This window comes from Streptomonospora wellingtoniae, from assembly GCF_031845375.1.
Lineage (GTDB): Bacteria > Actinomycetota > Actinomycetes > Streptosporangiales > Streptosporangiaceae > Streptomonospora > Streptomonospora wellingtoniae.
Genome location: NZ_JAVREK010000023.1, coordinates 1 through 15,273, shown reverse-complemented (window position 1 = coordinate 15,273; position 15,273 = coordinate 1). Strand labels below are relative to the sequence as shown.

Genomic DNA, 15,273 nt, shown 5'->3' with positions numbered 1-15,273 from the left:
CAGCACGGCGCACACGGCTCCGGGGAAGGCCCTATGACCGCGATCGACACCGCAGCGGAGCAGACCGTCACCGCCGACGCGGTCGCCGGCGCCCTGGTGCGCGCGCTGGAGCAGGAGGCCGACCGCGTCGAGCGCGGCCGACCGCGGTCCCGCGCGCGCACGGTCGCGCTGACCGCCGCACCGAAATGGGACGGACCGGAGGAGATCACGGCCGAGCACGAGAACAGGCACGTGCGGGTCCGCGTCGCGGCGGCTCCCACGGTGCTCGCCGTGCTCGACCGGCTCAGCCGACCACTCGACGGCGCCGACTACCAGGTGCTGCTGACCCCGTGCACCGGCGAGGAGCTGGGCCCCGCGCTGCTCGGGCGCCTGCTCGGCGGCGCCGTGAACCGCGTCAACAACTGGGAACTGCTGCTCAGCGAGCTGAACGCGTTCTCGCTTGACCCGCGGCTGTACTCGCGGCGGTGGGGCTGGCTCGCCGACGCCCTGCGCGACATCCGCGCCACCACCGCACTGAATGCCTCGGGCGGGCTGATCCGCCTCGAGGAGGCCCTGCGGGTCGTGACCGCCGTCCGGTTCGGCAAGGACAAGGACGACCGGATCGACGCGGCGGCGCTGCTGGACTGGACCCGCGACCACGCCCGCGTCGGACGCTTCGCCGAGCTGCGCGACGACGAGCGCGACGGCCTGCGCGCCGAACTGGAGGCCGCGGTCGGCCCGGTCGCCCGGGTGGTGTTCCTGCTGCTGGACAAGGGCCAGGTCTACGACGCGCTGCCGACCGGCCTGGTCCTCGCCGAGCTGCTGCGGGCACAACAGGCCGGCGGAACGGCCGCACGCGACGCGTGGCTCGTCGCCCGCGAGCGGTTCTTCGGATCCGACGCGCCCGACGAGTACACGCTCTCCCGCTTCGGCGACGCCTGCGAGGCGGCCGTGCTGCGGATGATGGACGGCGACGACCACCGCTCGGCGGCCGAGATCGGCGGGCAGGCCGAGCAGATCCTCGGCTCGCTGGGCGCCGAGTCGGTTGCCCGCGGCAGCGGCGTGCTGACCGCCGGTCTGGACGCGCGCCTGTCCGCCCTCGGCCAGGAGATCGCGAAGCTGCTGCGGCCCGACCGCGTCGACACGCTCGCGCCCCAAGACCTCGCCGACGTCGAGGACGCGTTGGAGAACCTGCGCCGGCACCGCAGATTCAGCAACGACGGGCACGACGCGGCGGCCGCCCTCGCGGCCGTCCGGCTGCTGCGCTGGGCCGCGGGCGGGCACTTCGACGTGCGGACCGTCGCCGAGGGCGCGGCCGCGCACATCGACGAGACCGGATGGGTGGACCGGGCGGCGACCACGGTCCGGTTCTCCCGCACCGAGGTACCGAGCCTCACCGACGCCTACACGCGGTTGTACGCGCGGGTGCGGCACCTGCGCGGCGAGTTCGACCGCTCCTTCGCCCAGCGGGTCGCGGCCTGGACCGGCTCCTACTCCCGGACCGACCGGCAGTTGCGCGCCGAGAACCTTCTGCACGCCGTCGCCCGGCCGCTCGCCGAGCACCAGGCGCCGCTGATCGTCGTCCTCGACGGGATGAGCGCCGAGGTCGCCGTGCAGCTCGGCGAGCAGATCGCCGCGCTGGGCCGGTTCGCGGAGATCGGCAGGGGGACAGAGGACACCGCGCGCCGGGAGGGGGCGCTGTCGACCCTTCCATCGGTCACCACGTGTTCGCGATCCTCGCTGCTGTCGGGCGCGCTGCAGACCGGCGGGCAGAGCAAGGAGCGCTCCGGCTTCACCCGCCTGTGGGGGCAGCCCGGATTCGGCGGCCGCGACGCCGCCCTGTTCTACCAGCGCGACCTCGACACCGCCATCGGCCAGAGCCTCCCGCAGGAGGTCGTCGAGGCGGTCGCCGCGCCCGAGACCGCGGTCGCGGCGGTCATCAACGTGGTGGACGACGCCCTGGCCAAGGACCGCGGCGACCCCGACCCCGAATGGCACCTGGAACGGCTCGGCAAACTGCTGATGCTGCTGGACGCGGCGGCCCGCGCGGGCTGCCCGGTCCTGCTGACCTCCGACCACGGGCACGTGTGGGACCGCGGAGAGAACCAGCGCACCCGCGACGGCGAGTCGGCCCGCTACCGCACCGGCACTCCCGAGGACGGCGAGGTCGAGGTCTCCGGGGACCGGGTGCTCGCGGGCGGCGGAACCGTCGTCGTGCCGTGGGACGAGCGGATCCGCTACACCGACCGCAAGGAGGGCTACCACGGGGGCATCTCCGCGGCCGAGGTCGTCATCCCGGTGCTGGCGCTGCTGCCGCTCGGCGCGCCGCTGCCCAAGGGCTTCTCGACACTGCGCACCGCCCAACTCGAACCGGCCTGGTGGAGCCGACCGCTGGCCGGATCGGCGCAGCAGCGCGCCGCCGAACCGCCTCCCGCCGCCCCGGCCGCCGACTCCCCGCCCAAAGCGGCGGCATCCGCCAAACGCGGCGGGCGCAGGAAGAGCCCTACGCCCGCACAGGACACGGTGCTGTTCGGCGAAACTCGGGACAGCAGGTCGCTGGGCACCCGGGTGATCGAGACCGACATCTTCGAATTCAGCCGCTCCCACGTGCATCGCGCGCCCGATGCGGCGAAGATCGCGAAGGTCGTCGACGCGCTGGCGGAGAGCGGCGGCGCGCGGCCGCGGCTCAACGTGGGCCACGTCGCCGCGGCCGCCGGAGAGTCCGCGACCGCCTACCGAGCCGTGCGCTTTCTGAAGATGGTGAAGAAGGTGCTCAACATCGAGGGCTTCCCCGTGCTGGAGCTGCCCGAGTCCGAACGCGCCGTGGAGCTGAACGTGGAACTGCTCAAGCGGCAGTTCCTGCCCGGAGGCGGGTGAGATGAACCAGGTCAGCGCGGTCCGGCGCGGCGAGGTGATCGATGCGCTGCGGCGGGGCACCGTTCCCCGGTCGGGGCTCGACCTGTTCGCGGTGGGGCTGGAGCGCTTCGAACCCGAGGTGGAGCGGGGGCTGGGTACCGCCGCCGCGGGCGGCGCCGGGTTCAAGGCGGTCCGCGGGGAGTACGGATCCGGCAAGACGTTCTTCACGCGCTGGCTGGCCGAGCGCGCCAAACGCGCGAACTTCGCGGTGACCGAGATCCAGATCTCGGAGACCGAGACCCCCCTCCACAAGCTGGAGACCGTCTACCGGCGGCTCACCGAGCGGCTGGCGACCGCCACCCAGCCGCCCAGCGCCCTGCGCGAGATCGTGGACAACTGGGTCTACACCCTGGAGGAGGAGGTCCTCGACGCCGGCACCGTTCCCGAAGGCTCCGACGGGCCCGACGAGCGGGCGCTGGCCGAGGCCGTCGGCGACCTGCTGGAGCGGCGACTGGCCGAGGTCGCGCGCAGCAACCCGGGGTTCGCGGCTGCGCTGCGCGGCTACCAGCGCGCGCAGGTCGAGGGCGACGCCGCGACCGCGGAGGCGCTCATCGCCTGGCTCGGCGGACAGCCCAACGTCTCCGCCGCCGCGAAGCGCTACGCGGGAATCAAGGGCGACCTCGACCACTTCGGCGCGCTCGCGGCGCTGCAGGGGCTGCTGACGCTGCTTCAGGGGTGCGGCCACCCGGGGCTGCTGGTCGTCCTGGACGAACTGGAGACGCTGCAACGGGCGCGTACCGACACGCGCGAGAAGTCGCTCAACGCCCTGCGCCAACTGCTCGACGAGATCGACGGCGGCCGGTTCCCCGGCCTCTACCTCGTCATCACCGGAACCCCGGCGTTCTTCGACGGACCGCAAGGCGTCCAGCGGCTCGCCCCGCTGGCCCAGAGACTGGCCACCGACTTCCTCGCCGATCCCGCCCACGACAACCTCCGCGCCGACCAGGTCCGCCTCACCGGCTTCGACCAGGACAAGCTGCACCGGCTCGGGGCGGCGGTGCGGGAGCTGCACGCCGAGGGCGCCGACCAGCCGCAGCGCGTGCGTGCCCGGGTCGACGACACCTACCTGATGGAACTGGGAGAGGCGGTCGCCGGTGAGCTGGGCGGGCGGGTCGGCGTGGCGCCGCGGCTGTTCCTGCGCAAGCTCGTGGACGTCTGCGACCGCGTCGACCAGGTCGAGGACTTCGACCCGCGGCGGCACTACCGGTTGACCGTCGACTCGGGCGACCTCAGCGAGGTCGAGCGCAACGCCCGGGCCCGGAGTGCCGCCTCGGCCGACGAGGTGGACCTGGACCTGTGAGCGCACCGAGCCACGACCTGGACCTGCTGCACCCGACGCTGGCCCACCACATCGTCAACACGCTCGGCTGGCCCGGACTGCGCCCGCTGCAGCGCGAAGCGCTCGCTCCGCTGGCCGAGGGCCAGGACGCGGTGCTGCTGGCTCCCACGGCCGGCGGCAAGACCGAGGCCGCGGTGTTCCCACTGCTCTCGGCGATGGCCGGCGGCTGGGGTCCGGGGGTCTCGCTGATCTACGTGTGCCCCATCAAGGCGCTGCTGAACAACCTGCTTCCGCGCCTGCAGGCCTACGCCGGGTGGATGGGGCGCTCGGTCGGGCTCTGGCACGGCGACGTCGCCGCCTCGGCCCGGCAGCGGCTGCTGCGCGAGCGTCCCGACGTGCTGCTCACCACCCCGGAGTCGCTGGAGGCGATGCTGGTGAGCACCAAGGTCGACCACTACGAGCTGTTCGGGCGGGTGCGCGCCGCCGTGGTGGACGAGGTGCACGCCTTCGCCGGCGACGACCGCGGATGGCACCTGCTGTCTGTGCTGGAGCGGCTCACGCGCCTGCGCGGCGCCCCGATCCAGCGCGTCGGGCTGTCCGCGACGGTGGGCAACCCGGCGGAGCTTCTCACGTGGTTGCAGGGCAGCGGTGCCAGCGCACGGCCCGGGAGGGTCGTGTCTCCCGAGGCGCCGCCCGCAGTGGTGGAGCCCGCGGACGATGCGACCGCCGTCGCGCCTCCTCCCGGCGACGTGGAACTCGACTACGTCGGCTCCCTCGACAACGCGGCCACGGTGGTCTCGGCCCTGCATGCCGGGGAGAAGCGGCTGGTCTTCTGCGACTCCCGACGGGTCGTGGAACAACTCGGCGCGGGGCTGCGGGCCCGCGGCGTCACCACCTTCCTCTCGCACGCGTCCCTGTCCGTCGACGAGCGCCGCCGCGCGGAGGAGGCGTTCGCCGATGCGCGCGACTGCGTCATCGTCGCGACGAGCACGCTGGAACTGGGCATCGACGTCGGCGACCTGGACCGCGTGATCCAGATCGACGCACCGGGAAGCGTCGCATCGTTCCTCCAACGCATCGGACGGACGGGGCGGCGCGCCGAGACCGTCCGCAACTGCCTGTTCCTGACGCTCACGGAGGACGGGCTGCTCAAAGCGGCCGGACTGCTGCACCTGTGGGGGCGGCACCGGGTGGAGCCGATCACGCCGACTCCCGAGCCGCGGCACATCGTCGCCCAGCAACTGCTCGCCCTGTGCCTGCAGGAGTTCGAGGTGGGCGAGCGGCTCTGGCCGGAGTGGTGGCCCGGTCTCGAGCCCTTCGGCCACGGCGAGCCCATCGTCGCGCACCTGCTCGCGGAAGGCTTCGTGGAGCGCGACGGCGGCATGCTGATGATCGGTCCGGAGGCCGAGCGCAGGTTCGGGCACCGCCACTTCATGGAGCTGACGAGCGTCTTCACCGCGCCGCCGGAGTTCACGGTGCTGCACGGACGCACCGAGATCGGTCGCGCCAACCCCGCACTGCTGGCCTCGCGCGAAGAGGGCGCCGGACCGCGGCGGCTGCTGCTCGCCGGGCGCAGCTGGGCGGTGACCTGGGTCGACTGGAAGCGCAGCCGGTGCTTCGTCGAGCCCGCCGACGACGGAGGGACGGCGCGCTGGGAGTCGACCGGGCATACGGGCGTGTCGTTCGACCTGGCGCGCGCCCAGCGGGACGTGCTCCTGGGCGCCGACCCGCCGGTGCGGTCGACGAAGCGCGCTGCGGCGGCACTGGCACAGGCACGGGAGCGCCACGCGGACCGCGTGCACCCGGACGGGACCGTGGTCACCCGGGACGCCGGCGGCGACCTGCGCTGGTGGACGTGGGCGGGGACGAAGGCCAACCTGACGCTGCGGGCGACGCTGAGCACCGGCGTGGACCCCGTGCAGCGGCCCAACGACCGCCGGCTGCGGCTCCAGGAGTCGGTCGAACCAGCCGGATGGGCCGCACTGCGCGAATCGGCGGTCGACCGGATCGCGCTGCCCGAGGTCGACCGCAAGGCCCTGGCCGGGCTGAAGTTCAACGCGGCCCTGCCCGACCACCTCGCCGAGCGGACGCTGGCGGCCCGCCTAGCCGACGTGCACGGTGCCCGGTGCGTACTGCAGGAGCCGACCAGGTTCGTCGTCGACACCGCCGACCGATGACGCGAGCCGCGCCCCCGGCCGCCGCTGACGGCGACCTCCGGGTGCAACCGCCTCGCGCCGACCCGCTACGCAGCCCCACTCCCGTCATCCGCCCCGCAGGCGAGGGTGCACCAGGGTGCACGGGACGGTTGTTGCCCACCCCGCGAACCCCCGCGCACTCCCGGGTTCTCGCCCGGTTCCCTGCGATTGCCGGTACCGCGGGCGGTGACGCACGGACGCCTACACCTCGGTCGGGCCGGCCAGCTCTGCCAGGACGTCGGCGAGCGCAGCGGCACCGGCGGCGCGGTCGTCGGGCTCGGCCCATTCCTCCGGGGAGTGGCTCACCCCGGTCGGGTTGCGAACGAACATCATGGCCGTCGGCACGTGTCCGCACAGCACTCCGGCGTCGTGGCCCGCGCCCGAGTCCAGGCGGGGAACGTCGCCGATGGTGGCGCCCAGCCGCCAGCTGAGCGCGCTGTCGAGGTGCACGGCCTCGGCGAAGGACTCCTCGACCACGTCCAGGCTGCACCCCTCCTCGGCGGCGGCGTGTTCGGCCGCGGCGCTGATCTGCTCGACGAGCCCGCGTACCTGGGTGTCGGTCGCGGCCCGTGCGTCCAGCCACGCGTCCACCGCCGAGGCGATCACGTTGGTGCCGCCCGGCCGCGGGTGCAACCGCCCCACCGTCGCACGCGCCCCCGGCACCGACTTCGCGATCCGCCGGGCGGCGAGAACCAGCTCAGCGGCGGGAAGGGCGGGGTCGCTGCGGTCGTCCATGCCGGTGGCCCCCGCGTGGTTGCCCTGGCCGCGGAAGCCGAACCGCCAGCGCCCGTGGCCCAGGATCGAGCCCGCGATCGCCAGCGGACGGTCGCGATCGGCCAAGGCCCGCCCCTGCTCCACGTGCAGTTCGACGAAGCGGCCGATGCGGCCCAGGGTCTGGGGGTCGGCTCCCAGCTCGGACGGGGCGAGACCGGCTGCGGCGACGGCATCGGCGAGGGTCGTGCCCTCGCTGTCGCGCGCTCGGCGGGCCAGGTCGGCATTGATCGACCCGGTCATCAGGCCGGACCCGAGGCAGGGAAGGCCGAAGCGTGTTCCCTCCTCCTCGGCGAAGGCCACGATCGCCAGCGGGCGCTCCGGCACGAAGCCGCGCTCCCGCAACCGCCCCACCGCGGCGAATGCGGCGGCGATGCCCAGAGGGCCGTCGTAAGGTCCGCCGCCGGGCACCGAGTCGAGGTGGCTGCCCGTCACGACCGCGTCCGGCCCCGGCTCCGGCCACCACGCCCACAGGTTGGCGTTTCGATCGGTCTCGACCGCAAGGCCGCGCCTACCGGCTTCTTCGGTGAACCACGTGCGCAACTCGCGTTCGGCACCGTCGAAGAGATGCCGCGACCACCCCCCGTTGGCCCTGTCGCGGCCGACGTCGTCGATCGCGCCGAGCAGGCGGTTGATGTCGCTCAGGTCGGAAGCGCTGTTCGTCATCGGGTGGACACGCCCTTCTGGTTCGGTGGATTCATGGCGGGGCGGTACCGGTTCCCGCGGGCGGCGGGCCCGGCCGGGCACAACGTCAGACCCGGGGCGGGGCGGGGGCAGCGGGGACGTCCCAGGCATCGACCGGAACCGTGCCGATGCTTCGCTCCTCGCGGTCGAGCAGCCGCCCCATCCGCTTGATGTGGCGAAAGGCGACCGCCCGGTCGACGATCGTCATCGCGGGCACGCGGCGGGCGAGCTCCATCTCCAGCCGCTGCAGGTCGCCGGCGGTGCGCAGCCACACGCTGAAGAGCAGGTTGGCGGGCCCCCCGGTCAGGGTCATGCACATGCGGGTCTCCGCCAGTGAGGCGACAAGCTGGGCGACCCGGTCGAGGTCGCCGGCGGCGACATCCGACCACACGCTGGCCGAGACGGGCCAGTCGGACAGGGGGCGCGCGATCTCGCAGCGGATCGAGAGGTGCCCGTCGACGATCAGGTGGCGCAGCCAGCGCCGCACTGTGCTCACGCCCACGCCCAGGTGCGCGGCGAGGTCGGTGTAGGACTCCCGGCCGTTGTAGGACAGGCGGGCGGCGAGCTCGCGGTCCCGGTCGGTCAGGGAGTAGCGGCTGTTGACCGTCGACGCCTTGGAGGTGCCGGACTCCTCCATTTTCGCCCGTTGCTGGGAGTCCAGGGCCCGCAGGTCCCAGCCGCTGCCCTCCGCATAGACCCGGGTCGCGATCTGGGTGCGGGTCTCACGGACGCCGGGCAGCCCTGCCAGAACGTCGAGCAGGAAGCCGGACAGTGCCGCCAGGTCGGGGACGAACACCGTCAGGTAGAGGTCCCGGTTGCCGCTCACGTGCTCCACCGTCGCCACCTGCGCCATCGCGGAGACCGCGGCGGCCACCTCCGATGTGCGCCCCGCCTCGCACTGGACGTCGATGAACGCGGTGCACAGGACGGTGTACTGGCTGGGACCGGGCGAGCAGGTGATCCAGGCGCTGCCGGAGTCGGCCATCTGCGCCCACCGCCGTGCGACGGTGACCGCGTCGACCCCCAGGGCGGACCCGATCCGCGACCAGGTGCCCCGGGGTTCAAGCTGCAAGGCGCTGACGATACTCAGATCCAGCTCGTCGAGGCTGGCATATTCCTGCATGGATCCGAACGTACCAAAAACATTCTGCAAATTTACTGACCTTGCTGATCACATAGCTCACCATAACGGGAAGTTTCGCCGACGTCCCCCTGTGCTCCCCCGGAGCCAGCCGAAGGAGCGATGACCCATGGCCGTCAAGGCAAAGAAGCGCGCGGACGGCGTGCTCGCGCGCCTGCTGGGCGGGATAGAACGGGCCGGCAACCGCTTGCCGCACCCGTTCATGCTCTTCATCTACCTCGCCCTCTTCATCGCGGTCGTCTCCTGGCTGGTGAGTCTCACCGGAGCCACGGTGGCCGACCCGGAGACCGGGGAGCAGGTGGCGGTCCGCAGCCTCCTCTCCGGCGAGGGCCTCGTTCACGTCCTGACCTCGATGCTCCCGAACTTCGTGGAGTTCCCCCCGCTGGGACTCGTTCTCACGATGATGCTGGGTATCGGACTGGCCCAGCGGGTCGGGCTGCTCGAGACGCTCATCAAGCGGACGATCCTCAAGGCCCCCCGGAAGGTGACGACGGCGGCGATCATCCTGACCGGAATCTGCGGCAACCTCGCCTCAGACGCCGCGTTCATCGTCATCCCGCCACTCGCCGCCGTCGTCTTCCTCCAGCTGGGGCGCCACCCCCTGGCCGGCCTGGCAGCGGGCTTCGCCGCGGTCGGGTCGGGCTTCTCCGCGAACTTCATGATCGCCGGCACGGACGCGCTGCTGTCCGGCATCTCCACGGAGGCGGCGGGGATCGTGGACGACAGCGTCACCGTCTCGCCGCTCGCCAACTACTTCTTCATGGCCTTCTCCGTGGTCCTGCTCACCTCCGTGGGCGTCTTCGTCACGCACCGGATCGTCGAACCGCGCCTGGGGGCCTATGAGGGCACCCCGGACGAGGACGGCGGGGCCGACCCCGCGCAGCCGGCGGAGGACGGCGCAACCGAAGCCGTCGAGGAGAACCCGAAGGCCGGCCGCGGGCTGCGCAACGCCGGGCTGGTCGCACTCGCCTACATCGCCGTGGTCGTGGCCGCCGTCCTGCCCTCAGGTTCCCCGCTGCGCGGAGAGAACGGCGCGATCCTGGAGTCGCCGCTGCTTGAGGGCGTCATCCCGATCCTGCTGCTGCTGTTCGTCGCCGTGGCCGTCGCCTACGGCACCACGGTGGGCGCCATCCGCAACACCGGGGACGTCCCGCGGATGATGGCGGAAGCGGTCCGGGACCTGTCCGGATTCCTCGTGCTGATGTTCGCCGCTGCGCAGGCCATCGCCTGGTTCGACTGGACCCGCCTGGGGCTGTGGGTGGCGGTCAACGGCGCCGTCCTGCTGGAGGGCCTGGGCATCGGCGGCCTGGTGGGCCTCGTCGCGTTCAGCCTGCTGACCGTCGTGCTGAGCATGCTGATCGCGAGCGGCTCCGCGCTGTGGGCCGTCGAGGCTCCGGCCTTCGTGCCGATGTTCATGCTGAACGGGATCAACCCGGCCTATGTGCAGGCGGCCTACCGGATCGCGGACTCCTCGACCAACAGCATCGTTCCGCTGAGCCCCTACATCGCCGTGATGATCGGGTTCATGCAGAAGTACGACAAGAAGGCCGGGCTGGGCACCCTCTTCGCCCTCATGGTGCCCTACACGGTCACGTTCTACGTGAGCTGGCTGCTGCTGTTCATCGTCTGGACCCTGCTCGGGATTCCCATCGGGCCCGGCGAGAGCCTGCACCTGCCGGAGTGACCCGGCGACCGTCCGGCGGGCCCGCCCCTGCGGGCCCGCCGTTCCCGAGCTCAGCCGAGGCGCTCGGCACCCGTACCCCACACTCACCGAAAGGCCCAGATCACGTGCCCGACCATTGTGGCGAACTGCGCAGCGTCCTCGACGGGCTCAAGCCCGCAATCCTCAGCGCGAGCCGGGAGATCCACGCACATCCCGAGGTGCGCTTCACCGAGCACCGTGCCGCAGCGCTGCTGGAGAGGGCCCTGGCCGCCGACGGCTTCGACGTCGAGTCCGGCGCCGCGGGCATGCCCACCGCCTTCGCGGCGACGGCAGGCAACAGCGATGATCCCGACGCGCCCACGATCGCGCTCTTCTGCGAGTACGACGCCTTGGAGGGCCTGGGGCACGGATGCGGGCACAACGTCATCGCGGCGGCGGGGCTCGGGGCGTCGCAGGCGGTGGCGGCGTGGCTGGCGCGGCACCCGGAGTTCCCGGGCACCCTCCGGGTGCTGGGCAGTCCCGCTGAGGAGGGCGGGGGCGGCAAGGCGCACCTGATCGAAGCCGGATACCTCGACGGGGTGGACGCCGCCCTCATGGTGCACCCCGCCGGGCAGGACCGGGTGCACATGGACGCGCTTGCCCGCGTCGCCCTGGAGATCGAGTTCCAGGGCCGCGCCTCCCACGCCGCCGGCGCACCGGAGCACGGCGTCAACGCCCTCGACGCGGCCAGTCTCACCCTCACTGCCATCGGGCTGCTCCGCCAGCAACTGCGCTCGGACTCGCGGGTCCACGCGATCGTCACCGACGGCGGCCAGGCGCCCAACATCATCCCGGCGCGGGCGGCGCTTCGCGTCTTCGTGCGTTCACCGGACGACGCGTACCTGCGCGACCGCCTCCTGCCGGCGGTGAAGGACTGCGCTCGCGGGGCCGCCCTCGCCACGGGCGCACAGGTGGAGATCACCCAACCCACCCCCGCCTACGCTGCGCTGCGGACCAACGGGGTGCTCGCACAGGTGTGTGCGGAGGGGTTCGGCGCAATCGGGCGCGCACTCGACGACACCGCCGAAGCCGCGGTGCTGGGGTCCACCGACATGGGCAATGTCAGCGCCGTCGTCCCCTCGGCCCACCCCTGCCTCGAACTCGCCCCCGGGCTGGTCCTGCACACGCCGGAGGCGGCCGAGGCCGCCGGCAGCGCTCCAGGGGACCGGGCGGTGCTGGACGGGGCACTGCTGCTGGCCGACTGCGCGACCCGGCTGTACGCCGAGACCGACCTCATCAGCGCCGCCCACGCTGCCCACCACTCGTCCTGACGAAGGAGACACGTGACCAACCCGTCCGCACCGGCGGTTCCGCCGTGCTCAGCCGACCGGATCCGCGACGACGTCGAAACCCTTGCCACCTTCACCGAACCGTCCCACCCGGGCTGGACCCGCCGCGCCTACTCCAAGGAGTACACGTCCGCCCGGGAGTGGCTCGCCTCGCGCATGGCCGACTGCGGGCTGCGGGTGCGGCGGGATGCGGCGAACAACCTCATCGGCACCTGTGCGGGCCGTGCCGGAGGACGTGCGCTGGCGACCGGCTCGCACACCGACACCGTCGAGGGAGGCGGACGGTTCGACGGCATCGCCGGTGTGCTCACCGCCCTCGAAGCGGTGCGCACGCTCCACGAGAGCGGTATCACGCTGCACCATGAGCTGCGCGTGGTCGACTTCTTCAACGAAGAGGCCAACGCCTACGGGTTGAGCTGCGTCGGAAGCCGCGCTCTGGCGGGGGCTCTGTCACAACGCGACCTGGCGCTCACCGACGCCACCGGCGAGAGCCTCGCACAAGGGCTCGCCCGCGCAGGGGGTGATCCCGCCTCCGTCGCCGACTGCGCCTGGACGGACGACGAACTCGCCGCCTTCGTCGAACTGCACATCGAGCAGGGACCGGTGCTGGAGCAGCAGGGCTATCCGCTGGCCGTCGTGACGGCGATCGCGGGAATCGACCGCCACCTCCTGGAGTTCACCGGGCAACCCGACCACGCCGGGGCGACACCGATGGACATGCGCCGCGACGCGCTGTGCGCGGCGGCGGAAGCCGTGCTCGCCGTCGAGGAGCTGGCTGGCGCCGACGGGAGCGTGGGAACCTCCGGGCGGCTTGAGGTGGAGCCCGGTGCGGCCAACGTCGTCCCCGGAACCGCACGCGTGTGGGCGGAGTTCCGTGCCGCCGACCGGGAGCGGCTCGACGCCGCCGCCAGCGGGCTCGGCACGGCGGCACGCGAGGCCGCGGCGAAACGGGGGGTGGAGGTGCAGGTGCACCCGCTGTCGTCGGTCTCACCGGTCGCCGCGGACCCGGGCGTGCAGGACGTCCTGGCGTCGGCGGCCGATCGCCACGGAATGGCCACACGCCGCCTCTTCTCCGGAGCGGGGCACGATTCCGCCCACATGGCGCTGCTGTGCCCCATCGGCATGCTGTTCGTGCCGTCGCACGGTGGCCGCAGCCACTGCCCGGAGGAATGGACCGACCCGGAGGATCTCGCCGCGGGAGCGCGTGCCCTGGCCCAGGCACTGGTCGACTTGGACCGCAGTGCCGACCGCGCGTGAGGGTCCCGGTGGCAGCGCCGCGGCCACGCCCCCGCCGAGCGGGCGCGGCCGCGATGGGACGGCGGATGCCGGACGGCGAATGCGGCGACCGCGTACGGTCGACCGCGACCGAACCGGCGGTCCCACGGGTGCGCACCGCCGCGGGCGGCCGATTCCGTCCAGTTCACCCGGCGCCGCTGTCGCGGTGCGGGCGGGACTCTGTACGGCGGCACGGTGCGCGGCGATTGCGGGGACGGCGGCGGCCGCGCCACCTCCGGGGAAACGCCGCAGCCGGGCCGGTCAAGTCTGCGCACGGAATGCGCAACCCCGTTTAAGTCTGTGACCAGGGGGTTTAGGCTTCAAGCGCCGGGCCGACACACGTGGCGACGGGGCCCGTCAAGGAGACCCCGCCGTGGTCGGGGACCGCGCGGCCCCCGGTCGGGTCCGGCCGGCGAAGGGAGTCCGCCATGACCCGGTTGAACAGCACATCGGTGGCCCACTCGGAGGTGGACCTCCTCCGGGAGGAGTTCGCGGGGGAGGTCGTGGAGGCCGCGGACCCCTCCTACGAGGAGTCGCGCGCCGTGTTCAACGCGATGATCGAGGCCCGCCCCGCCGTCATCGCCCTGTGCCAGACGGTCGAGGACGTCGCCCGTGCTGTCGCGTTCGCGCGGGATCACGGCCTGGAGGTGTCGATACGCGGCGGGGGCCACAGCGTCGCCGGCATGGGGACGACCGAGGGAGGGCTCGTTGTCGATCTGCGCCGCATGACCGCGGTGCACGTCGACCCCGAGGCGATGACGGCACGCGTGGCGGGCGGCGCCACGATGAGCCACCTCGACCGCGCGACGGAACGCTTCGGCCTGGCGACCACGGGCGGCCGGGTCTCCACGACGGGTGTCGGCGGGTTCGTGCTGGGCGGCGGAACGGGCTGGATCGACCGCAAGTTCGGGCTCGCCTGCGACAACCTCCTCGCGGCCGACGTGGTCACCGCCGACGGTGCGCTGGTCCACGCGTCGGCGGAGGAGAACCCCGAGCTGTTCTGGGCGCTGCACGGGGGCGGCGGCAACTTCGGGGTGGTCACCTCGCTCACTCTCAGGCTGCACCCGCTCCCCTCGATCACCGCGGCCCTGATGCTGTGGAGCCGCGACGCCGGACCGGATGTGGTCCGGGCCTTCCGGGACTTCGCGGAGCAGGCCCCGGACGAGGTCGGCGGGGGCGTTCTGTACCTCACCGGTCCTCCGGAGGAGTTCGTGCCCGAGCACCTGGTCGGCAGCCTGACGTGCGCCGCACTGGTGACCTACGCGGGCGACGAGCGGGACGGCCGCGAGGCCGTTCGGCCGATGCAGGAGCTCGGCCACGAGGGCGGGATGACCGCCCAACTGCCGTATGCAGAGCTGCAGTGCATGCTCGACGACCCGCCGGGACTGCGCAACTACTGGTCGGCCGAGTACCTCGGCGAGGTCCCCGACGAGGCCGTCGACCTCTTCTGCGCCCGGGCCGACCAGATGATCATGCCGTCCTCGTCACAGCACGTCCTGTTCCCGCAGGGGGGCCAGGTCTCCAGGCCGGACACCGACTACCCGCTGCCCTGGCGCAAGGCGCCCTGGTGCGTGCACCCGTTCGGGCTGTGGGACGACCCGGCCGACGACGAGCGCGGCAGGCAGTGGGCGCGCGACGTCCGCGCGGACATGCTCCCGTGGTCGATCGGCGCCGTGTACCTGAACTTCATCGGCAACGAGGGGGCCGAGCGGATCGTCGCGGGGCTCGGCGAGGACAACTACCGGCGGCTGGCGGCGGTCAAACGGCAGTACGACCCGGACAACGTCTTCCACCGCAACCACAACATCAAGCCGGCCTGACAGGCTCTCGCGCAACCGGCTGATCACCGGTCCACGGGGCCCGAGCCCGCCGATCTTGTAGCTATCGTGAAGGAAAACGATTTTCAGTGACGATGGCTACAAGCTGTGTGGGGCCTCCCTAGCGGTCGGCCGTACCGGGGGAACAAAATGGGTGCGTGGTTCCCGGGCTGACGCCGCTTGATCTTGGTGCGTACAGCCCGTCTACAAGCTTGGTGCGGGGAG

The 15,273-nt window shown here is 72.6% G+C and carries 9 protein-coding genes; 7 read left to right on the top strand and 2 right to left on the bottom strand.

Annotated features, from left to right (window positions below):
- Positions 1 to 33 precede the first annotated feature (33 nt).
- The 3 genes from pglZ to RM446_RS19190 are packed head-to-tail and all read left to right on the top strand — an operon-like array spanning position 34 to position 6,351.
- Complete coding sequence (pglZ, locus tag RM446_RS19200) at positions 34 to 2,856, top strand: BREX-2 system phosphatase PglZ (protein WP_311546749.1); 2,823 nt, start codon at positions 34 to 36, stop codon at positions 2,854 to 2,856.
- Between the two features lies 1 nt (position 2,857).
- On the top strand, positions 2,858 to 4,195 hold the full coding sequence (brxD, locus tag RM446_RS19195) for a BREX system ATP-binding protein BrxD (protein WP_311546748.1): 1,338 nt from the start codon (positions 2,858 to 2,860) through the stop codon (positions 4,193 to 4,195).
- Complete coding sequence (locus tag RM446_RS19190) at positions 4,192 to 6,351, top strand: DEAD/DEAH box helicase (protein WP_311546747.1); 2,160 nt, start codon at positions 4,192 to 4,194, stop codon at positions 6,349 to 6,351. Before brxD ends, RM446_RS19190 begins: the two co-directional genes overlap by 4 nt.
- Before the next feature lie 219 nt (positions 6,352 to 6,570).
- On the opposite strand, the gene RM446_RS19185 is transcribed toward RM446_RS19190, so the two are convergent.
- Both RM446_RS19185 and RM446_RS19180 read right to left on the bottom strand, forming a co-directional pair.
- On the bottom strand, positions 6,571 to 7,806 hold the full coding sequence (locus tag RM446_RS19185) for an allantoate amidohydrolase (RefSeq protein ID WP_311546746.1): 1,236 nt from the start codon (positions 7,804 to 7,806) through the stop codon (positions 6,571 to 6,573).
- Positions 7,807 to 7,891: 85 nt separating this feature from the next.
- Positions 7,892 to 8,947: an Lrp/AsnC family transcriptional regulator gene (locus tag RM446_RS19180; RefSeq protein ID WP_311546745.1), complete on the bottom strand. Its 1,056-nt coding sequence runs from the start codon at positions 8,945 to 8,947 to the stop codon at positions 7,892 to 7,894.
- Between the two features lie 127 nt (positions 8,948 to 9,074).
- Here RM446_RS19180 and RM446_RS19175 point away from each other — a divergent pair, with 127 nt between their 5' ends.
- The 4 genes from RM446_RS19175 to RM446_RS19160 all read left to right on the top strand — a co-directional run bounded on the left by RM446_RS19175 (position 9,075) and on the right by RM446_RS19160 (position 15,051).
- Positions 9,075 to 10,649 carry an AbgT family transporter gene (locus tag RM446_RS19175; RefSeq protein ID WP_311546744.1) on the top strand — a complete coding sequence of 525 codons (1,575 nt, stop codon included), beginning with the start codon at positions 9,075 to 9,077 and terminating at the stop codon, positions 10,647 to 10,649.
- 104 nt (positions 10,650 to 10,753) lie between these two features.
- On the top strand, positions 10,754 to 11,938 hold the full coding sequence (locus RM446_RS19170; RefSeq protein WP_311546743.1) for an amidohydrolase: 1,185 nt from the start codon (positions 10,754 to 10,756) through the stop codon (positions 11,936 to 11,938).
- Positions 11,939 to 11,950: 12 nt separating this feature from the next.
- Complete coding sequence (locus RM446_RS19165; protein WP_311546742.1) at positions 11,951 to 13,213, top strand: Zn-dependent hydrolase; 1,263 nt, start codon at positions 11,951 to 11,953, stop codon at positions 13,211 to 13,213.
- A gap of 446 nt (positions 13,214 to 13,659) precedes the next feature.
- A complete protein-coding gene (locus RM446_RS19160; RefSeq protein WP_311546741.1) occupies positions 13,660 to 15,051 on the top strand; it encodes an FAD-binding oxidoreductase in 1,392 nt (463 codons plus the stop codon).
- The last annotated feature ends 222 nt before the right edge of the window (positions 15,052 to 15,273 follow it).